The 19,143-nt window shown below is 69.9% G+C and carries 19 protein-coding genes; 7 read left to right on the top strand and 12 right to left on the bottom strand.

Annotated elements, in window-relative coordinates; genetic code table 11:
- Positions 1-1,798 precede the first annotated feature (1,798 nt).
- Positions 1,799-3,475, top strand: coding sequence for a methionine--tRNA ligase (gene metG / locus Q0Q47_RS22520; protein WP_293865150.1), 1,677 nt, complete (start codon positions 1,799-1,801; stop codon positions 3,473-3,475).
- Positions 3,476-3,532: 57 nt separating this feature from the next.
- Here the strand turns inward: metG and Q0Q47_RS22525 are convergent, their stop codons facing one another.
- Both Q0Q47_RS22525 and Q0Q47_RS22530 read right to left on the bottom strand, forming a co-directional pair.
- On the bottom strand, positions 3,533-4,189 hold the full coding sequence (locus Q0Q47_RS22525; protein ID WP_293865152.1) for a uracil-DNA glycosylase family protein: 657 nt from the start codon (positions 4,187-4,189) through the stop codon (positions 3,533-3,535).
- On the bottom strand, positions 4,189-4,707 hold the full coding sequence (locus tag Q0Q47_RS22530) for a thermonuclease family protein (protein WP_293865154.1): 519 nt from the start codon (positions 4,705-4,707) through the stop codon (positions 4,189-4,191). The genes Q0Q47_RS22525 and Q0Q47_RS22530 overlap by 1 nt, the downstream gene beginning before the upstream one ends.
- 115 nt (positions 4,708-4,822) lie before the next feature.
- Here Q0Q47_RS22530 and Q0Q47_RS22535 point away from each other — a divergent pair, with 115 nt between their 5' ends.
- Positions 4,823-6,388, top strand: coding sequence for an ATP-binding protein (locus tag Q0Q47_RS22535; RefSeq protein ID WP_293865156.1), 1,566 nt, complete (start codon positions 4,823-4,825; stop codon positions 6,386-6,388).
- A gap of 4 nt (positions 6,389-6,392) precedes the next feature.
- On the opposite strand, the gene cobT is transcribed toward Q0Q47_RS22535, so the two are convergent.
- A complete protein-coding gene (gene cobT, locus Q0Q47_RS22540; RefSeq protein ID WP_293865158.1) occupies positions 6,393-7,421 on the bottom strand; it encodes a nicotinate-nucleotide--dimethylbenzimidazole phosphoribosyltransferase in 1,029 nt (342 codons plus the stop codon).
- A gap of 72 nt (positions 7,422-7,493) precedes the next feature.
- On the opposite strand from cobT, the gene Q0Q47_RS22545 reads away from it, so the two are divergent.
- Complete coding sequence (locus tag Q0Q47_RS22545) at positions 7,494-8,348, top strand: adenosylcobinamide-GDP ribazoletransferase (RefSeq protein WP_293865160.1); 855 nt, start codon at positions 7,494-7,496, stop codon at positions 8,346-8,348.
- 40 nt (positions 8,349-8,388) lie between these two features.
- On the opposite strand, the gene Q0Q47_RS22550 is transcribed toward Q0Q47_RS22545, so the two are convergent.
- Together Q0Q47_RS22550 and dusA are read right to left on the bottom strand one after the other, a co-directional pair.
- Complete coding sequence (locus tag Q0Q47_RS22550) at positions 8,389-9,237, bottom strand: sulfite exporter TauE/SafE family protein (RefSeq protein WP_293865163.1); 849 nt, start codon at positions 9,235-9,237, stop codon at positions 8,389-8,391.
- Between the two features lie 121 nt (positions 9,238-9,358).
- On the bottom strand, positions 9,359-10,384 hold the full coding sequence (gene dusA, locus Q0Q47_RS22555; RefSeq protein WP_293865261.1) for a tRNA dihydrouridine(20/20a) synthase DusA: 1,026 nt from the start codon (positions 10,382-10,384) through the stop codon (positions 9,359-9,361).
- Positions 10,385-10,481: 97 nt separating this feature from the next.
- Between dusA and Q0Q47_RS22560 the strand changes: the two genes are divergently transcribed.
- Together Q0Q47_RS22560 and Q0Q47_RS22565 are read left to right on the top strand one after the other, a co-directional pair.
- Positions 10,482-10,895, top strand: coding sequence for an HI0074 family nucleotidyltransferase substrate-binding subunit (locus Q0Q47_RS22560; RefSeq protein WP_293865166.1), 414 nt, complete (start codon positions 10,482-10,484; stop codon positions 10,893-10,895).
- Positions 10,892-11,212 carry a nucleotidyltransferase family protein gene (locus Q0Q47_RS22565; RefSeq protein WP_293865168.1) on the top strand — a complete coding sequence of 107 codons (321 nt, stop codon included), beginning with the start codon at positions 10,892-10,894 and terminating at the stop codon, positions 11,210-11,212. Before Q0Q47_RS22560 ends, Q0Q47_RS22565 begins: the two co-directional genes overlap by 4 nt.
- A gap of 16 nt (positions 11,213-11,228) precedes the next feature.
- Here Q0Q47_RS22565 and Q0Q47_RS22570 read toward each other — a convergent pair whose 3' ends face one another.
- Together Q0Q47_RS22570 and Q0Q47_RS22575 are read right to left on the bottom strand one after the other, a co-directional pair.
- Entirely contained in the window at positions 11,229-11,777 is a 549-nt protein-coding gene (locus tag Q0Q47_RS22570) for a 2,4'-dihydroxyacetophenone dioxygenase family protein (protein WP_293865170.1), read from the bottom strand.
- 20 nt (positions 11,778-11,797) lie between these two features.
- Positions 11,798-12,496: an SDR family NAD(P)-dependent oxidoreductase gene (locus tag Q0Q47_RS22575; RefSeq protein WP_293865172.1), complete on the bottom strand. Its 699-nt coding sequence runs from the start codon at positions 12,494-12,496 to the stop codon at positions 11,798-11,800.
- A gap of 232 nt (positions 12,497-12,728) precedes the next feature.
- On the opposite strand from Q0Q47_RS22575, the gene Q0Q47_RS22580 reads away from it, so the two are divergent.
- Positions 12,729-13,520, top strand: coding sequence for a metallophosphoesterase (locus Q0Q47_RS22580; RefSeq protein ID WP_293865174.1), 792 nt, complete (start codon positions 12,729-12,731; stop codon positions 13,518-13,520).
- A gap of 40 nt (positions 13,521-13,560) precedes the next feature.
- On the opposite strand, the gene Q0Q47_RS22585 is transcribed toward Q0Q47_RS22580, so the two are convergent.
- The 5 genes from Q0Q47_RS22585 to Q0Q47_RS22605 form a co-directional block, all read right to left on the bottom strand.
- A complete protein-coding gene (locus Q0Q47_RS22585) occupies positions 13,561-14,445 on the bottom strand; it encodes an NAD(P)-dependent oxidoreductase (RefSeq protein WP_293865264.1) in 885 nt (294 codons plus the stop codon).
- Positions 14,446-14,492: 47 nt separating this feature from the next.
- Positions 14,493-15,209: an ABC transporter permease gene (locus Q0Q47_RS22590; RefSeq protein ID WP_293865176.1), complete on the bottom strand. Its 717-nt coding sequence runs from the start codon at positions 15,207-15,209 to the stop codon at positions 14,493-14,495.
- Positions 15,206-15,931: an ABC transporter permease gene (locus tag Q0Q47_RS22595; protein ID WP_293865178.1), complete on the bottom strand. Its 726-nt coding sequence runs from the start codon at positions 15,929-15,931 to the stop codon at positions 15,206-15,208. The genes Q0Q47_RS22590 and Q0Q47_RS22595 overlap by 4 nt, the downstream gene beginning before the upstream one ends.
- Before the next feature lie 124 nt (positions 15,932-16,055).
- Entirely contained in the window at positions 16,056-16,844 is a 789-nt protein-coding gene (locus Q0Q47_RS22600; protein ID WP_293865180.1) for a transporter substrate-binding domain-containing protein, read from the bottom strand.
- A 153-nt stretch (positions 16,845-16,997) separates the two neighbouring features.
- Positions 16,998-17,780: a transporter substrate-binding domain-containing protein gene (locus Q0Q47_RS22605; RefSeq protein WP_293865182.1), complete on the bottom strand. Its 783-nt coding sequence runs from the start codon at positions 17,778-17,780 to the stop codon at positions 16,998-17,000.
- A 215-nt stretch (positions 17,781-17,995) separates the two neighbouring features.
- Here Q0Q47_RS22605 and apbC point away from each other — a divergent pair, with 215 nt between their 5' ends.
- Positions 17,996-19,114 carry an iron-sulfur cluster carrier protein ApbC gene (gene apbC / locus Q0Q47_RS22610; RefSeq protein ID WP_293865184.1) on the top strand — a complete coding sequence of 373 codons (1,119 nt, stop codon included), beginning with the start codon at positions 17,996-17,998 and terminating at the stop codon, positions 19,112-19,114.
- Positions 19,115-19,143 lie beyond the last annotated feature (29 nt).

The following is a 19,143-nucleotide window of genomic DNA, read 5'->3' on the forward strand; positions in this document are numbered from 1 at the left end:
CACGTAAGGAGTCGTCGGCAGCGTCAGATGTGTATAAGAGACAGACCCTGCACCATGACGGGGGGCTGCGGCGGGGGCGGACGCCGCGCCCAGCCCGGCATCGGGATCGGGATGGGGATCGGTAGGAAGCCCGGGGACGGCGGCGGGGGCGGCGGCAGCGCGATGGGTTCGCGCGGCGGCGGCAGCAGGTAGGCCGGCGGCGGAGGCGGCGGAGGCAGGTCGTCGACGAAATAGGCCGGACCCGTCTCGATCACCTCGACGCGCGGCAGGGGCGGCGGGAGATCGTACTCCATCTCGTCGAAGACACGGGGCGGCTCCGGCGGGGCGGCGAGACGGGCCAGGCGACGCCGTGCATCGGCCGCGTGCGGTCCGTCATCGTAGCGCCGCAGATAGGTCCAGTAGGACTCGGGCGTGTTGCGCGAGACGGTGCGCTGCCAGACGATCGCCTCGCGGCGGGCCGCGAGAAGCCGCTGGATCCGCGGCACCATGCGGTCCGAAGGGAAGGCGCGCAGGAACTCCTGGTAGCCGGTGATGGTGTCGCGCTCGATGGCCATCGCATAGGCCTCGGCCGGCAGCAGGTCGGCCATGCCGCGCGGGCGGGCGGGCGCCGGGGGCGGCGGCGGTCCCGCATTCTCCTGCGGCTCGTAGAAGGTGAAGGGCGCCTGCAGGGTGCCCGTCTGCGCCGGCGTCTGGCGTCCCTGGGTCACCTCGTGGACCCGCACGCGCACGCGGGCGAAGAGCTCGCCGGCCTGCAGACCCGGCTGGCGCATCATCTCGACCAGCGACGTGGCATACACGCCGTAGGGGCCGGCCTCCTGCGGCAGCACGGCGTCGGGTCCCGCGCTCATGGCCAGCAGCGTGCCCTGCGGCGGCTCCGTCAAGGCGAGGCCCGGCGCGAGGCCCTGGCCGTCGGCAAGCGGCGGGAAGGGACGGGCGAGGTCGAGGGCCACGATGCGGATGCGGCCGGAGGCGCCCAGCACGCGCAGCAGGTCGAGCATCCGGAAGCTCTCGAGGGGGATGTCGCTCGCCCGCTCGATGCGCGCGCCGATGGGGACGAAGTAGTTCTCGCCCTCGAACTGCACGCCCTGGCCAGCGATGAACACCGTGGCCGTGGCCTCCGGGCCGGCCGCGGTCAGCTTGTCGATGAATTCCCGCAGGCTCTTGCGCACCCCCGTGAGGTCGAGATCGGCGCCGGCGACGACGTCGAACCCGGCGGTCTGGAGTTCCTGCGCGAGGAGGCCGGCATCGTTGGCCGGGGTCGGCAGCTCTCCCGACCCGTAGTGGGCATTGCCGATGACGAGCGCCACCCGCGGCTCCGCTCTCGCGAACCCTGCGGAGGCCACCAGCACGAGGGCGGCGAAGAAAGTCGCGAAGCGCGGGCTCATGGACTGGCCTCCGTTTCTTGTCAGGACACGGAGACAATCTCCGAAGAGGGGCCTGAACGCGGCATGAACCCGGCAACGGGGTGTCCGTTCAGCTTGGCCGGCATCACGCAGGGCAATGCGGGCGCGAGACGCCGGGTTCCATGGCGGGCGGCCGTCGCGCCCGAGGCGTGACCCGGGATAGGGGGCCGCCCTTGATGGCGGGCCCGGGGAAGATTACGATGTTGCGATGGATACGGTCGCTTCCCACACCCTGCGAATGCCCCGGCCCGACCGCGCGAGGTCCGGCCGGAGAGGGTGACGCGCGCCAGCGCGCGAGACAGGCGAGAGCGCCGAACCCAGCCCTTCCGTGCCACGCGGGAGGGCTTTTTCGTTGCGGGTTCGGCGCGTCCACCTTTCCGCACGGGTCATCCCTCATGTCACGCCGCATCCTCATCACCAGCGCGCTGCCCTACGTCAGCGGCGCCAAGCATCTCGGCAATCTGGTCGGATCTCTCCTGCCGGCCGACGTGCACGCCCGCTTCCACCGGCAGATCGGGAGCGAGGTCCTGTTCGTCTGCGCCACGGACGAGCACGGGACACCGACCGAGCTCGCCGCAGCCCGGGCCGGCCTCGATCCCCGCCATTTCTGCGACGTCGAGCATGCCCGGCAGGCCGAGACCTTTCGCCGGTTCGGGCTGAGCTTCGACCATTTCGGCCGCTCCTCCGCTCCCTCGAACCACGCGCTCACGCACCATTTCTACCGCCGCCTCGACGCGGCGGGGCTGATCGCCGAGCGCCCCGTGCCGCAGCTCTGGTCCCCGGTGGACCGGCGCTACCTGCCGGACCGCTATGTGCTCGGCACCTGCCCGCATTGCGGGGGGCCCGACGCGCGCGGCGACCAGTGCGACGCGTGCGGCGCCTTGCTGGACGGCGTTGATCTCATCGCCCCGCGCTCCGCCCTCTCGGGCGACACCCGGCTCGAGGTGCGTGAAAGCCGGCACCTCTTCCTGCGGCAGTCGGCGCTGGTGGAGCAGCTGGCCGCCTGGGTGGATACGCGTCACGGATGGCCGGCCTTCGTGACCTCGCTGGCGCGAAGCTGGCTCACGGCCGACCTCAAGGATCGCTGCATCACCCGCGACCTGGCATGGGGCGTTCCCGTGCCCAGGCCCGGCTTCGAGGGGAAGGTGTTCTACGTCTGGTTCGACGCGCCCATCGCCTACATCGCGGCCACGCAGGACTGGGCTGCCGAACAGGGGGGCGATTGGCGGGCGTGGTGGTGGGGCGAGGCGGCGCGCCAGAGCACCTATGTCCAGTTCCTCGGCAAGGACAACGTGCCGTTCCACGCGGTCAGCTTTCCCGGCACGCTTCTGGGCTCTGGCGAGCCGTGGCGCACGGTGGACGTAATCAAGGGCTTTCACTGGCTGACGTGGGAGGGCGGAAAGTTCTCCACCAGCCAGGGGCGCGGGCTCTCGTGCGAGGCTGCGCTGGCCGAGCACCCGGCCGATCTCTGGCGCTGGTGGCTGATCGCCAACGCGCCGGAAAGCGCCGACACGGACTTCCGGCCGGCGCGGTTCGCGACGGAGGTGACCAAGGACCTCGCCGATGTGTTCGGCAATCTGGTCCAGCGCGTGACGCGCTTCGCCCACGCGGCGTTCGACGGGCGTGTGCCGGACGGGGGCGAACCGGCAGAGGCGGAACGCGCCCTGGTCGCCGACGTCGCTGCCCGCGTGAGATCGATCCACGACCGGCATCGGGCACGTGAGTTTCGGCAGGCCGCCGCCGAGACGAGAGCGCTCTGGTCGGCGGCCAACGCCTATGTCCAGGCCGCCGCACCCTGGGCCGCACTCCGCGGCGACCGGGCGAGGGCTGCCGCGGTCACGCGCACGGCGCTGGAACTCGTCGCGGTATGCGCCGCCGTGGCCTGGAGCATCGTGCCCACGCTGGCGGATGCGGCGATCCGGTCCGTCGGCGGATCGGCGGGCCGCACACCGCCTTGGCCCGTCGACATCGCGGACCGGCTGCTCGGAAGCCGGCATGCCGGGGCAACGCTGGGCGAACCTTTCGAGCCAGTCAAAAAGCTCGAGCCCATTGCTGTGGCCGCTGGATCCTGAGGTCTGAGCGCAGGGCTGAGGACGCAAGTCCCGATCGCCGCCGTCCGGGCGGTCCCCTCACGTCCGCGGACCGCCGGGTGCTCGCAGCAGCCTGTCCACCTCGGCGCGGAGGACGGGGAGCAGTTCGGCGTCGAACCAGGGATTGCGCTTCAGCCAGTGCGTGTTGCGCCAGGAGGGGTGGGGGAGGGCGAGGATGCGGGCCTCGGCGAGCAGGGTGCGCCAGGCGGCCAGCGTGGCGTCGAGCGTGCCGGCCATGAGGTCGGCGCTCCCGCGACGTGCCAGATGGTGGCGCAGGGCGGGCGCACCCAGCGTGACGGTCAAGCCGGGCTCGCCGATCGCGTCCAGGAGCGCCCCGTGCCAGGTCCTCGCGCATTCCGGCCGCGGGGGGCGGTCCCCGCCGCGCGGGTCCGTGCCGGGGAAGCAGAAGCCCATGGGAACGATGGCGATGCGGCCCGCATCGTAGAACTCGGCCTCCGAAACGCCGAGCCAGGCCCGCAGGCGCTGGCCGGACGGGTCGGAAAACGGCTTGCCGGAGGCATGCGCGCGGGTGCCCGGCGCCTGGCCGCACAAGAGCAGGGCAGGGGCGACCGTGCCGACCTGCAGGACCGGCCTCGGCTCGTGCGGCAGCGGCCGCCCGGACGGCTCGTCGCGGCAGACGCGGCATCGGCCGATCCGCGCGACCAACGCCTCCAGGCCATCCCGGCCAGCCGCCATCAGTCGTTCCTCGGGTGGCGCGCACGCCAGTCGGCCGGCCGCTCGAACCGGGTGGCCCAGACGCCGCGTCGTTCCGAGCGGGCCTCGGCCTCCTCGCTCTCGTAGCGGCCATAGGCCACGGCGTGTCCGGCCCGCACCATGTCGCCGTTCACGTCGCGGCCGTCCCGCCGGCACAGGGCCACGTCCCGGTCGTAGCGGTCGCGATCGACGATCGTGCAGTCGAGCCGGCCGGTGCCGACCATGCGCACCAGGGCGTCGCGCGCCTGCCGGCCGCATGGCTCCTGCCCGCGCGCCCCGAGGCACGTCTGGCGGAATTCCGGGGCGTCGATGCCGGCGAGCCGAATCTCGTGGCCGCCGACCTCCAGGGAGTCGCCGTCGATGACCCGGGCGGTGCCCGTCACCACGGCAGGCGGCTTCACCACCCGCCAGGCGAGAAATCCGCCTGCGGCGAAGAGCCCGGCCAGCAGGCCGGCAACCATGGACCGGGTCATCCGGTCGAGCACAGAGGTCATCCGCATCAGGCGTCTGGGAGGCGATAGGTCGGCATTGTCGGGATCGAGTCAGTCTGAAGTTAACTCTTTTCGGTCAGTTTGTTGCGATGGCGCTCACCCGCCTGAAAGCCAGCGGACCGCAATGACCGACCTGACGCCCGAGATCATCCAGAGAGGCCGCAAGGGGGACCCTGCGACACTGGCGCGCCGGCGCCAGGCCTCTTCGGAACTGCGGGCCGTTCGCGAACGGCTGACCTCGACGACGGGGCTCGCCCGCGCGTTCGACGACGAACTGCTTCGCCTTTTCGCCGAGACCCAGCGCAGCAGCATCACCCCGATGCTGCTTCTCGCGGTCGCCGTCGCCGCGGCCTCCACGATCTGGATCGATCTGCCGCGCGTGCTGCTGTGGACCACGGTGACGACCGCCGCCATGGCGGCCATGTCGCTGGTGTGCCGCCGCTTCCAGGCGATCCCGCACGAGAAGCGCGACGTCCGCGCCTGGCGACGCACCATCACGCTCGTCTCCCTGCTGCAGGGCATGAGCTGGTCCTACCTCATCACCATGCTGCTGTCGGTGGCCAACCAGGGACAGGGGGCCGAGACCTTCCTGCTCTTCGTGGCGCTGCTCATCACCGGCGTCACGGTGATGATCGCCTCCAACCTGCCGATCGCCGTCTATGCCGGGATCCTGCCCATCACGGGGGTGGTGGCCGGCACCATCATCTCCAACCATGGCATCGAATGGCTGACCATGGCCGCCATGGCGATCGCCGGCCAGCTCTACTTCGTGGTGCTGGCCAACCGCCTCTACTCGACGACCATCGCCACGATCGAGTTCCGGGCGGAGAAGGATTCGCTGATCGCCGAGCTGGAACAGGCCAAGGCCAATTCCGACGAGGCCCGTCGCCGGGCGGAAGAGGCCAACGTCGCAAAGTCTCACTTCCTGGCGACGATGAGCCACGAGCTGCGCACGCCGCTCAACGCCATCCTCGGCTTCTCCGAAGTGATGAAGTCCGAGCTCTTCGGGCAGCACCAGGTGCCGGCCTACCGGGAATACGCGCACGACATCCATGCCAGCGGGACGCTCCTTCTCGACATCATCAACGAGATCCTGGACCTGTCGCGCATCGAGGCCGGCCGCTACGAGCTGAAGGAAGAGGCCGTGAACCTCTCCCACGTGGTGGAGGACTGCCGCCACATGCTGCAGATGCGCGCCCGCGGCCGCAGCATCTCCATCCGCGAGATCGTGGAGAAGGACCTGCCCCGGCTCTGGGCCGACGAACGCGCCGTCCGGCAGATCGCGCTCAACATCCTGTCCAACGCCATCAAGTTCACCCCGCAGGGCGGCGAGGTCGTCATCAAGGTGGGCTGGACGGCGGCGGGCGGCCAGTATCTCAGCGTCAAGGACAACGGGCCCGGCATTCCCGAGGACGAGATCCCGGTCGTGCTGCAGTCCTTCGGCCGCGGTTCGCTCGCCATCAAGACCGCCGAACAGGGCACGGGCCTCGGCCTGCCCATCGTGAAGGGCCTCATTGACCTGCACGGCGGCAGCCTGAAGTTGAGCTCCGTCCTGCGCGAGGGCACGGAGGTGCTGGTCACCTTCCCGCCCAACCGCGTCATGGACACGCTGGCGCCGCTGAGCGACGTGTCGGACACGACGACGCCGTCAACGCCCCCCACGCTCCGGCGCGAACGTCGCGCCGCCTGAGGCCTCAGCCGTCCTTGTTGCTCACGCCCGCCTGGCCGAACGTGGCCATGCCCGTGTGGCAGGCCACCGCGGCCCTGACCACGCCCATCGCCATGGCGGCGCCGCTGGCTTCCCCGAGCCGCATGCCGAGATCGAGAACGGGCTCCAGCCCCAGGCGCTCCAGCACCTCGCCGTGGGCGCCCTCGGCGGAACGGTGACCGGCGATGCAGTGGTCGAGGGCGCTCGGGTCGAGCGCGTGCAGCACCGCGGCGGCGGCCGTCACGACATAGCCGTCGAGCACCACCGGCACGCGTTGCAGCCGCGCGGCCAGGATGGCGCCGGCCATCGCCGCGATCTCGCGACCGCCGACGCGGCGCAGGACCTCCAGCGGGTCGCCGAGATGCGAGGCATGCAGGACGAGCGCCCTCTCGACGGCGCTGCGCTTGCGCCGCAGGCCCTCGTCGTCGACGCCCGTGCCGCGTCCCACGAAACGCCCGGCATCGCCGCCATAAAGCGCCGCGTAGATCGCCGCCGCGATGGTGGTGTTGCCGATACCCATCTCCCCGAGCCCCAGCAGGTCGACTCCGCCGGCCACCGCCTCCATGCCGTAGGCCATGGTGGCGACGCACATCTTCTCGTCGAGCGCGGGTTCCTGGGTGATGTCGCCGCTCGGCACGTCGAGCGCCAGGTCGAACACCTTGAAGCCGATGTCGAAGGTCGCGCAGATCTGGTTGATCGCGGCGCCGCCGGCGGAGAAATTCTCCAGCATCTGGCGGGTGACCGCCTGCGGGAATGCCGAGACCCCCTGGGCCACCACGCCGTGGTTGGCCGCGAACACGCAGACGGTGGGGCGATCGATGGACGGCCGCGAGCGGCCCTGCCAGGCGGCGACCCACTCGGCCAGGTCCTCCAGGCGTCCGAGCGAGCCCGGCGGCTTGGTCAGCTGCGCATCGCGGTCTCGCACTGCACCCACCGCGACCGCATCCGGGCCGGGCATCTGCGCGATCAGGCGCCGGATGTCGTCGAAAGGCATGCCGCTGTCGGAAGGTCCCATGATGCACTCGCTTGACGGCCCGAGGATTCGGGCCGGACTGTCTAGCACCCGAAGCGACGGAGCGGAAACACGATGGCGGCTGAACAGGGGCCCGTGGGTGGGCCGAGTGCAGGACCAGGTGCCGGCCAAGCTCCGCTGAGCGGCCCGGGTCTCCTGGTGGAGGTGGCCCAGTGCCTGCGCTTCTATTCCCGCCTGCCCGTGCCCAGGCTGCCGGGCGAGGCCGATCCGCACGCCGTGCCGGACTTCACCCGCATTCCGCGGGCCCTGCCGCTGGCCGGCGCGGTGATCGGGCTCGTCGGTGCCCTGGTCCTCGCCCTGGCGCTGGCGCTGCGACTGCCCCCCGCGGCCGCCGCCGCCTTGGCCGTGGCGGCCCTGGTGCTGGCGACCGGCGCCTTCCACGAGGACGGCCTGGCCGACACGGCCGACGGGTTCGGGGGTGGGCGCACCGTTCAACGCCGGCTGGAGATCATGAGCGACAGCCGGGTGGGCACCTATGGCGCCACCGCCATCGGGCTGTCGCTCATCCTGCGCGTGACGCTGGTCGCGGCGATCGCGGAACGGCTGGGCGCCGGTCCCGCGGGACTGGCCCTCGTCGCCGTGGCCTCGGCGACCCGCGTCATCGCCTTGGCGCCGCTGTGGCTGTTGCCGCCGGCCAAGCCAGACGGCCGCTCGGCCTCGGTCGGCCGCCCGTCGGACACCACCATGGCAACGGCGGCCGCGCTCGCGGTCGGCATCACGCTGCTGGTGCTCACGCCGGCTTTCGGCCTGCCGCGCGCGGGCGTGTCGCTCATCGTCGGGACCCTGTCGGCCTGGCCCGTGCTCGTTCTGTCCCGCCGCCTCATCGGCGGCCAGACGGGAGACGTAGCCGGGGCGACGCAGCAGGTCGCCGAGATCGCGATGCTGGCCGTTCTGGCTTCGCGCTTGTGAAGGGTGCGAAAACGCCGGCTAAGCCGATCCAGCAGGCCGCCTAGATCCCGAACAGTCCCAGCAGGAACCGCAGGCTCACCAGCAGCAGGAAGATGCCGAAGGCCACCTCGAGTCGCCGCTTCGACAGTTTGTGGGCGATGGTCACGCCGAGCGGCGCGGTGAGGATGCTGGTGGGGATGACGAGCGCCATGCCGATCAGCGAAATGTAGCCCAGCGACAGGGGCGGGAGGACCGCCGGCACGAGGCCCATCTTCGGCCAGCCGGCATAGATGTAGCCCAGCGTGCCCGGGATGGAGATGATCACGCCCAGGCCCGACGAGGTCGCGACCGCCTGGTGGATGGGCCGGCCGTAGAAGGTCATGAACAGGTTGGAGAGTTGTCCGCCGCCGATGCCCATCAGCGAAGACAGCACGCCGATCAGCAGGCCGTAGATCTTCATCAGCGGGCCTGTCGGCAGGTCGGTGCCGAGCCGCCAGGAATCGCGGCCGAACAGCAGGCGGATGGCGCTGACGCCCGCCACCAGCACGAACACGAGCTTGAACAGGCCCGCCGGCGCATAGCGCGCGACGAGGCTGCCGAGGATCACGCCCACCACGACGGGCACGGCCCAGGCCTTCAGGATCGAGAGATCGACCGCGCCCTTCTTCTGGTGCGCCCTGAAGGATCGGATCGAGGTCGGGATGATGATGGCCAGCGACGTGCCCACCGCGAGCGGCATGCGGACATCCTCCGGCACGCCCTGGATGCGGAAGAGCTCGTAGAGCACCGGCACGATGATGGCCCCGCCGCCGACGCCGAAGATGCCGGCCAAGAGCCCGGTCACCGCGCCCGCGGCGAGGAGGCCCACGGCCAGGATCACGAGCTGGGTGACGGCGATGTCCTGGAACATGGAAACCTCGGGGGCAGGAAGGCGTGCACCCGAAGCTCTGGGCCATTTCGGGCCGGGGGGCAAGGCGCGCAGCCATGCGAAAATCGCATGGGCGGGCGGAACAAGGCCTGCGTCGGGCCGATCAGGCGGCCACGGGTTCCCCGTCCTCGGCCGGGGCGCGGCGCACGTGGGCCAACGCGTCGCGCAAGGTGTCCAGCCCGGCTCCCGGCTTCACGCCCTCGGTCGCAAGGTGCCGGCGCCAGGCCCGCGCACCGGGCCGGCCGTTGAACAGGCCCAGCATGTGCCGCGTGATGGCGTGCAGCCGCGTGCCCTCGGCCAGGCGTGCGGAGACATAGGGCTCGAACGCCTCGATCGCGGCGAAGGGATCGAGGGCCGGCGGCGCCTCGCCGAACAGGTGCGGGTCGACGGCGAGCAGCAGGCCCGGGTCGTGGTAGGCGGCTCGCCCCAGCATCACGCCGTCGACTTCAGCGAGTTGGACCGCGGCCTCGGCCAGGCCGGCAATGCCGCCGTTGATCGAGATCGGCACGTGCGGCAGGCGCGCCTTCAGGCGATGGACGCGCGCATAGTCGAGGGGAGGGATGTCGCGGTTTTCCTTGGGCGACAGGCCCTGCAGCCAGGCCTTGCGGGCATGCACCACCAGCGCGTCCGCGCCGGCGGCCAGCACCGCATCGGCCAAGGCGTCGAGAGCCGCCTCGGGATCCTGGTCGTCCACGCCGATCCGGCACTTCACCGTCACCGGCACGCGCACGGCGACCTTCATCGCGGCGACGCACTCGCCGACGAGCGCCGGCTCGCGCATCAGGCACGCGCCGAAGCGCCCGTTCTGGACCCGGTCCGACGGGCAGCCGACATTGATGTTGACCTCGTCATAGCCGAAATCGGCGCAGATCCGCGCCGCGGCGGCGAGATCCCCAGGGTCCGAGCCGCCGAGCTGGACCGCGACCGGATGCTCCAGGTCGTCGAACCCGAGCAGCCGGGCCCGATCGCCGTGCAGCACCGCGCCGGTCGTCACCATTTCCGTGTAGAGCCGGGCGCGCCTGCTCAGGTGACGGTGAAAGGCCCGGCAGTACCGGTCCGTCCAGTCCATCATGGGCGCCACGGAGAAGCGGTGTTGCTCGAACGGGCTCATCTCGCGGGTCATTCGCATCGGGGCGGGCGCGTTGTACACTGAAGGGGTGAGCGGCGCGAGTTTTTCGCAATCGACGTCGAGGACCGGCTTCAGCGATGTGAAGAGGATGCCGACAGTGAGCGACATCAGGCCTGATATTTCGGTGCTGAGGCGCGCCTTCGACCGTCTGGTCGAAGGGTTGGCACGATATCAGTGCGACACGTCGGACATTCAGATCCGCGACGGCCTCGTCCAGCGTTTCGAGTTTACCTACGAGATCGCGCACAAGACCCTGAAGCGGTACCTCGAGTATGCTTCCCCGACGCCCGAGCATGTCGATGCCATGAGCTTCCAGGACATGATCCGCTCTGCGAACGAGCAGGGTCTCCTGCTCGGGACGTGGCCAGAGTGGCGCAGCTATCGAGAGATGCGGAGCAAGACGAGCCATTCCTACAACGAGGTCGTGGCCGTCGAGGTCGTTGCCGGAATCCCGGCTTTCATCACGGAAGTGCAAGCTCTTGTGAACCGATTGGCGGAGCGCCTTGCATGACCTTGGCCGCAAGCAGGCTTTCTCTCAGGCCGCAGGACCAGACAGTCATCCGCGCCATTCTGTCTGCGAAGATACCTGATCGAGAAGTGCTCGCGTTCGGTTCGCGCGCCCGCGGACGCGCCAAGCCGTTTTCGGATCTCGACCTGGCCATTCTCGGCCAGGACGCTCTCCCGCTACCGCAGTTGGCAGAGTTGCGGGAGGCCTTCGAAGACTCGGATCTGCCCTTCAGGGTCGACCTGGTGGATTGGAACACGATCGAGGACGCGTTCCGCGCCATCATTCGCCGTGAGGCCGTTCTGATCCAATCCGTCCGGTGACGGCAAACCGCCCCAACTACCGGATGAACCGCTCCACGTAGTCGGCGCCAAGCCCGACCGCGGCGTAGTGCTTCTTGCACATCTCGATCTTGGTGAAGACGTCCTCGTAGCCCTGAACGCGGCCGTCGGGATCGACGTAGATCATGGCGCCGTTCACCTGGAAGAGCGTCATCATTTCCTCCACGTCCTCGTCCACCACGAGCGTGTGCGTCTCGCCCGGCGCCTCGTAGACATAGCCGCCCTCGGTGGCCACCCAGTCGTGCTCGAGGTAGCGCCATTTGCCTTTGAGGACGAAGCCGTGCACCGGCTGCGGGTGGCGGTGGCGCGACAGGACGCCGGACTTCCGCACGCGCAGGATGTTCTGCCAGTACCCGCGCGAGGCGCTCAGGCACAGGGGGCGGAACCAGACGTTCTCCGCCTGCGGAACCCAGATCCGCTCGTCGGTCGGCACGGCGTCGGGGATGACGATCTCCGGCGGGGAGTATTCGGGCTGGGGATGCCGGTAGGGCATGCGCTTCTCGTCGGCGGTCTCGACGAGCCCGGAGCGGTTGGCGGTGACGGTCATGGGCGCCTCTGCGTGTTGGATCAGGCGATCAGGTAGCCGCCGTCGACGGGAAGGACGGTTCCCGTGATGAAGCGTGCGGCATCGGACAGGAGAAAGGCAACGGCGCCGGCGACGTCGCCGGGCTCTCCCCAACGGGCCATGGGGGTGCGGCCGACGATGCCGGACGACCGGTGCGGGTCATTGACGACGGGCCGGGTGAAGTCGGTCTCGATCCAGCCGGGCGCCACCGCGTTCACGCGGATGCCCTCCGGGGCCCAGGCGGCCGCGAGCGACTTGGTGAGCTGCGCGACCCCGCCCTTCGAAGCCGCATAGCCCGGCGCGTGCGGAGCGCCGAAGAAGCTGTACATGGAGGCCGTGTTGACGATGGCGCCCTTGGCGTGGGCGAGGAGCGGCCGTGCCGCCAGGCAACAGCGCATCGTGCCGTGCAGGTTCACCGCGACCGTGCGCTCGAAGGCGTCCATCGAGAACTCGGCGCCGCCCCGCATCAGCACGCCGGCGCAGTTGACCAGCGCATCCAGGCGACCGCAGCGTTCCACGGCGGCCTTCACCGACGCGTCCGACGTGACGTCGAGCAGGATCGGCTCGATCCCGTCATGGGGTTGGAAGCCGTCCACCTCCGAAGCCAGGACGCCGCCCGCCACCACCCGCCAGCCTTGGCCGGCCAGAAGACGCGCGACGGCCTCTCCGATCCCGCGTGTCCCGCCTGTGACGAGCGCCACGGGCGCCGTGTCTCGTTCGTGAGCGTCCGCCAAGGCCGCCTCCCTGCTGCCGACGCGCGTCGGGCCCGGCGAGGCTCGCGGCGTCTTGCGTCAGCCATAGGGCGGCCCGTCGTCACTTGGCAAGTTGCCCAATATTCATGCGCGCTTGATCGACTGCATACACTTGATGAGTGTCGTGGCTTCGTGGTCTGTTCGTCGGGTCCCGGGGCCTCGCACCGGATGGATCCCGAGCATGCGCTGCCTCTTCGTCGCCGATCTGCACTACGCCCTGCCCCAGTTCGACTGGCTGCTCCAGGTCGGGCCGGGCTACGATCTCGTGGTCCTTGCGGGCGACTGTCTCGACGTCGGATCGATCGTCGACTTCAGCGCGCAGACGCTGGTCGTGCGCAAATACCTGCAGCGCCTGGCGGCCGCGACGCAGCTCATCGTCTGCTCGGGCAACCACGACCTCGACTCGCGGGGCGAGGACGGGGAGAAGGTGCCGCGCTGGATCGAGGACATCCGCGGGCTCGGCATCAAGACGGATGGCGACAGCGTCGTCGTGGGCGACACGCTCTTCACGGTCTGTCCCTGGTGGGACGGTCCGATCGTGCGCGAGCGGCTCATCCGCCAGCTCGAGACCGATGCGCAGCGGCGGGACGGGCTGCGCTGGGTCTGGATCCACCACGCGCCGCCGCGGAATTCGCCGACCAGCTGGTCGGGCAGCCGCAGCATGGGCGACGCGGACGTCGAGGCGTGGATCGCCCAGTTCGGACCCGACATCGTCGTGGCGGGTCACATCCACCAGTCGCCGTTCGTGCGGGACGGGTCATGGGCCGACCGGGTCGGCAAGACCTGGGTGTTCAATGCCGGGCACCAGTTCGGTGCGCCCCCCGCCCACATCGTCCTCGACACCGATGCGGACGAGGCCGTCTGGATCTCCGCCATGGGCATCCAGGCCGTGGACCTGGACGGGCCGCTGGTGCGGCCCATCCCACCCCTGACGAGCGTCCCCGACTGGTTCGACGTCAAGCGCACGGCCTGACGGACGGCAGACGCCCGGTGCGGCGATGTCGCGCCGCGCCTCAGCGCTCCAGGCGGGCCAGGAGGCTTGAGGTGTCCCAGCGCCGGCCGCCCATCTTCTGGACCTCGGCATAGAACTGGTCGACGAGCGCCGTGAGCGGCAGGTTCGCACCGTTGCTGCGGGCCTCCTCCAGGCAGATCGCCAGGTCCTTGCGCATCCAGTCGACGGCGAAGCCGAAGTCGAACTTGCCCGCGTTCATGGTCTTGTAGCGGTTCTCCATCTGCCAGGACTGGGCGGCGCCCTTCGAGATCGTCTCGATCACCGCCTCGACGTCGAGCCCGGCCTTCTTGGCGAAATGAACGCCCTCGGCGAGGCCCTGGACGACACCGGCGATGCAGATCTGGTTGACCATCTTGGTCAGCTGGCCCGCGCCCGACGGGCCGAGGCGCTTGCAGGCGCGTGCGAAGCTCATGATCACCGGTTCGGCGCGGGCGAAGGCATCCTCGTCACCGCCGCACATCACCGTCAGCACGCCGTTCTCGGCGCCGGCCTGCCCGCCGGAGACCGGAGCGTCGATGAAGGAAACGCCCTTCTCCTTGGCCGCCGCATAGAGCTCGCGCGCCACCTCGGCCGAGGCGGTCGTGTTGTCGACGAACACCGTCCCCTTCGTCATGCCGGCGAGCGCGCCGTCGGCCCCCAGCACCACGGAGCGCAGGTCGTCGTCGTTGCCCACGCAGGCGAACACGAAGTCCTGGCCGGTCGCGGCCTCGCGCGGGGTCTTGGCCGCCTTGCCGCCGTGCTCGGAGACCCACTTCTCCGCCTTGGCGAAGGTGCGGTTGTAGACCGTGACGGTATGGCCCTTGGAGGCGAGGTGGCGGGCCATGGGGTAGCCCATGACGCCAAGGCCGAGGAAAGCGACGTTCGCCATGTCGGAATGCTCCTGGATGCGGGCGGGTCCGCACGCCGTCGCGCGTCCGCCGAGGGAGGGAAGTCTCAAGCGTGGTGGAGATGCCGCGTCAGGCGCCGCTCGGCAAGGTCCCAGACGCGTCGGATCGCCTCCACGACGACCAGATACAGCACGGCGGCGAAGAGGTACACCGACAGGTCGAAGGACCGCGCGAAGGCCAGCCGGGTCGTGCCCATCAGGTCGAAGATGGTCACGAGCGAGGCGACTGCGGACGACTTGACCATGATGACGAGCTCGTTGCCGAGCGGACGCAGCGCCACGATCGCGGCCTGCGGGAACACGATGGTCCGCAGGATCTGGCTCCAGCGCATGCCGAGCGCGCGCGCCGCTTCCCACTGGCCCCGGTGGACGGACTGGATCGCTCCGCGGAAGATCTCCGCCTGGTAGGCCGCCGTGTTGATGGTGAAGGTGAAGGCCGCGCAGTTGAAGGCGTCGCGGAAGAAGCCCCACAGGCCGATGCTGTCCAGGAAGGGACGGAACTGCCCGGCGCCGTAGTAGACGAGGAAGAGCTGGCACAGGAGCGGCGTGCCGCGGAAGAACGTCGTGTAGGCGAGCGCGACCCGTCCCGCGACCGGCCCGCCATAGATCCGGACCAGCGCCACGGCGAGGCCGAGCACGCAGCCCAGCGCGACGGAGATCACGACGAGCTGGAGGGTGATCCCCAGGCCGCCGAACATCCGGCAGCCGTAGTTCTGGATCGCCTCGTTGCCGACCCAGTAGCCGGGAAGCTCGCACCAGGTCATCGCGATCCGCCTCCCTGGGCGAAGCCGCGGTTGGCCCGGCGCTCCAGCGCCTCGATGCCGCCGGCGGAAACGAGGGAGAAGGCGAGGTAGATCAGGCAGGCCACGCCGAAGAACAGGAAGGGCTCCTTCGTCACCACGTTGGCGCGCCCCGTCCAGAACATCAGGTCGGGCAGCGCGATGACGGAAATGAGCGAGGTCTCCTTGAGGAGAACCATCCAGTTGTTGCCGAGGCCGGGCAGGGCCACCCGGATCAGCTGCGGGAAGACGACGAGGCGGAAGGTCTGGGCCTTGTTCAGGCCCAGCGCATAGGCACCCTCGCGCTGTCCCTTGTGGATGGCGTTCAGCGCGCCGATCCAGACTTCGCAGGAGAAGGCCGCCAGCACCAGGCCCAGCGCAATCATGCCGGCCACGAAGGCGGGCATCTCGACCGTCCCGGGCAGGCCGAGCCCCGTCCACAGCCGCCTCATGCCGAGCTGCAGCCCGAAATAGACGATGTAGAGCGTCAGGAGCTCGGGAACCCCGCGGAACACTGTGGTGTAGATCGTCCCGAACGCCCGCAGGACGCGGCTGTCGGAGCGCTTGACCAGGGCCATGATCAGGCCGAGCGCCAGGCCGAAGGGAAGGGTGGCGAGCGCCAGCGAAATGGTCACGAGCGCGCCGGAGGCGAGCTCGTCGAGCCACCCCTGGTTCCCCCAGGACAGGAGCGTCAGGATGCGGTCCATGCGGGGGCGCCGGAGCGGAACGAGGAAAGGGCCATGGCGGCTCGGGCAGGCAAGCGGCGTGCCGGGAGCGGGGCCCGGAGCGGGACGAGGACCGGGGCTCGCGCCCCGGCCCGAATGCGCAAGGTCAATCGACGAGGATGTTGACCTTGAAGTACTTGTCCATGATGACCTTGTGGGTGCCGTCCTTGATCGACTCCTCGATCGCCTTCGACACCATGGCGCCCAGCGCCGTGTCTTCCTTGCGGAAGGCCGCGGCCACGCCCGGGCCGTGGATGGTCGGGTCGCGCTTGATGTCGGACACGAACTTGCAGCAGTCCTTGCCCTGGCCGTCGATGAAGTCGGTCAGCGCCAGCTTGTCGGCCAGGATGTAGTCCAGGCGCCCGTTCTTCAGGTCGAGGTTCGCCTCTTCCTGCGTCGGGTACAGCTTGATCTGCGCGTCCTTGTAGTACTTCTCGAGGTAGTTCGCGTGGATCGTCGAGCCCTGGGCGCCGATGGCCTTGCCCTTCAGCGCCGCCGGCGAGATGTCGGTCGAGGAGACCGACTTGGCCGCGATGAAGGAGATCGGCGTGCGGCTGTAGGTGGAGGTGAAGCTGACCTTCTTGGCCCGCTCCTCGGTGGCGTTCATTCCGGCCATGATCATGTCGTACTTGCCGGCGAGCAGCGCGGGGATGATGCCGTCCCAGTCCTGCGCGACCCAGGTGCACTTCACCTTCATCTTCTCGCAGAGCGCATTGCCGAAATCGATCTCGAAGCCCTCGAGCTTGCCGGCGGAGTTCAGGTTGTTCCAGGGAGGATAGGCGCCTTCCGTCCCGATCCGGATTTCCTTCCACTCCTTCTGCTGGGCGACGGCGGCTCCCGCGCCCAGAACCAGAGCGGCCATGGCGGCGGCCACCAGTCCGACAGTCTTCTTCACGTATCATCCCTCCGTTTGTCCGCCTTCGGCGGCACGGTTGTGCGGTCCGCGGCCCCGATGGATCGAAGCCAGGCCGATGACGCATTGGACACCGACGCCGGAGCGAGCGCAACAGCCCGGGCAAAATTGCGCAGCTCGCGCTTGGCCCGCGGGTCAGCGCAGGGGAAAGGGCCAATAGCCCGACCGGATCCTCTGGTAGGTCCCGTCCGCGATGATCTCGTCGATCGCGCGGTTGAACAGCTGGCGAAGGTCCGTGTCGTCCTTGCGCAATCCGACCCCGTAGCCTTCGCCGAAATGCGACACGCTGGGATGGGCGTCGGCCTGGAAGACGCAGCAATCGGCCTCCTTGCCGCGCTTCAGCCACTCGAAGAGGGCGATCTTGTCGCCCAGCACCGTATCGATACGCTCCAGCGCCAGGTCGAGGCTCGCCTCGTCCAGGCTCGCATAGAGGCGGATCTCGGTGCCCGCCTTGTAGAGATCCTCGAGATAGGCCGCATACACGGTCCCGGCCATAGCCCCGATCTTGCGGCCCTTCATGCCGGCCGGCGACAGGTCGGCGACGGGGGCGGCCTTGCGCGTCATGAACGCCGCCGGGGTCCGGTAGTAGGGGCGCGAGAAGGCGATGCGCTGGCGCCGCTCCTCGTTGATTTCCAGCGATGCCATGACGGCGTCGTAGCGGTCCTGGCGGAGCCCGGGGATCAGCTGATCCCAATCGTCCGTGGTGAAGGTGCAGGTCACGCGCATCCGCTCGCAGAGCGCGCGGGCAATGTCGATCTCGAACCCCTGGGGCTGGCCCTGCGCATCGACGAAGTTGAAGGGGGGGTAGGCGCCCTCGGTGGCGATGCGCACGGTCGTCCACTCCTTGGAGGCGGCCGGCGCGGCATGTCCCGCGATCATGCTCACGATCAGGGCGACGACGACGATGGGAGCCTTCACGGGGGACCTTCACCTCTCTGGCTGGCCAGGCTCGGACAGTATGCCTTGCCGGCCCGCGCGCGTGCAATCGGTCGCGAGAGGGATCCGATCCATTGCGAGGCGATTGACCGGCACGAGCCGCCCGTTACATCTGCCCGCACCGGGCCGCCGCCGCGAGGCGGGCGAGCCGGACCGCGGGTGATTGGCCCCGCGGGCATGCGACGGAGTTGTGACTCGTGATCACCGAAAAGGACGTCCTGGCCGCGCTGGCGGCCGTGAAGGGGCCCGATGGCCGCCCGCTGCCGCAGTCGGGTGCGCTCGCCGGCGTCTCCATCGCGGCCGGCAAGGTCTACCTGTCGATCGCCGCCGACCCGGCGAAGCCCGGCGAGGCAGAGCCCGTGCGGCGGGCCGCCGAGGAGGCCGTGCGCCGGCTGAAGGGCGTCGAGAGCGTCCTGGCGACCCTGACGGCGGAGCGCGCCCAGGGTGCGGCATCCGGCGCCCGGCCGGGGCCGGCGGCACCGGGGCCGAGAGCCGCGGCCGCGACGGCCCGGGCCGGCATTCCGGGCGTGCGCCACATCATAGCCGTGGCCTCGGGCAAGGGTGGGGTCGGCAAGTCGACGACCGCGGCGAACCTGGCGCTGGGCCTGGCGGCGCAGGGCCTCAAGGTCGGCGTGCTCGACGCCGACATCTACGGACCCTCCATGCCGAAGCTGTTCGGCCTCAACGAGAAGCCCGAGATCCTCGAGGGCCGCATCATGAAGCCGCTGACGGCCCACGGCCTCAGGATCATGTCGATCGGTTTCCTCGTCGAGGAAGACACGGCCATGATCTGGCGCGGCCCGATGGTGATGTCGGCCATCCAGCAGATGCTGCGCGAGGTCCAGTGGGGCGAACTCGACGTCCTGGTCGTCGACATGCCGCCCGGCACCGGGGACGCGCAGCTCACCATGGCCCAGTCGGTCCAGCTCGCCGGCGCCGTGATCGTGTCCACGCCCCAGGATCTCGCCCTCATCGACGCGAGGCGCGGGGTCGCCATGTTCCGCCGTGTCGAGGTGCCGATCCTGGGCGTGGTGGAAAACATGTCGACCTTCATCTGCCCCCATTGCGGCGAGCGGTCCGACATTTTCGGCCACGGGGGCGCGCGCAAGGAGGCCGAGCGCATCGGGGTGCCCTTCCTTGGCGAGATCCCGCTGGCCCTGAGCATCCGCGAGCGATCGGACGCGGGCCTTCCGGTGGTGGCCACCGACCCGAACGGCCCGCACGCCGCCGCCTACAAGGACATCGCCCGCCAGGTCTGGGCGACCTTGCAGGGTGCCGCGCCCGGGCGCGCCGCGCCGCGGATCGTCATCGAGTAACAGGCCGGCCGATCCGCGTCGGCCCTCAC

It is taken from the genome of uncultured Alsobacter sp. (genome assembly GCF_945952055.1).
Taxonomy (GTDB): Bacteria; Pseudomonadota; Alphaproteobacteria; order Rhizobiales; family Beijerinckiaceae; genus Alsobacter.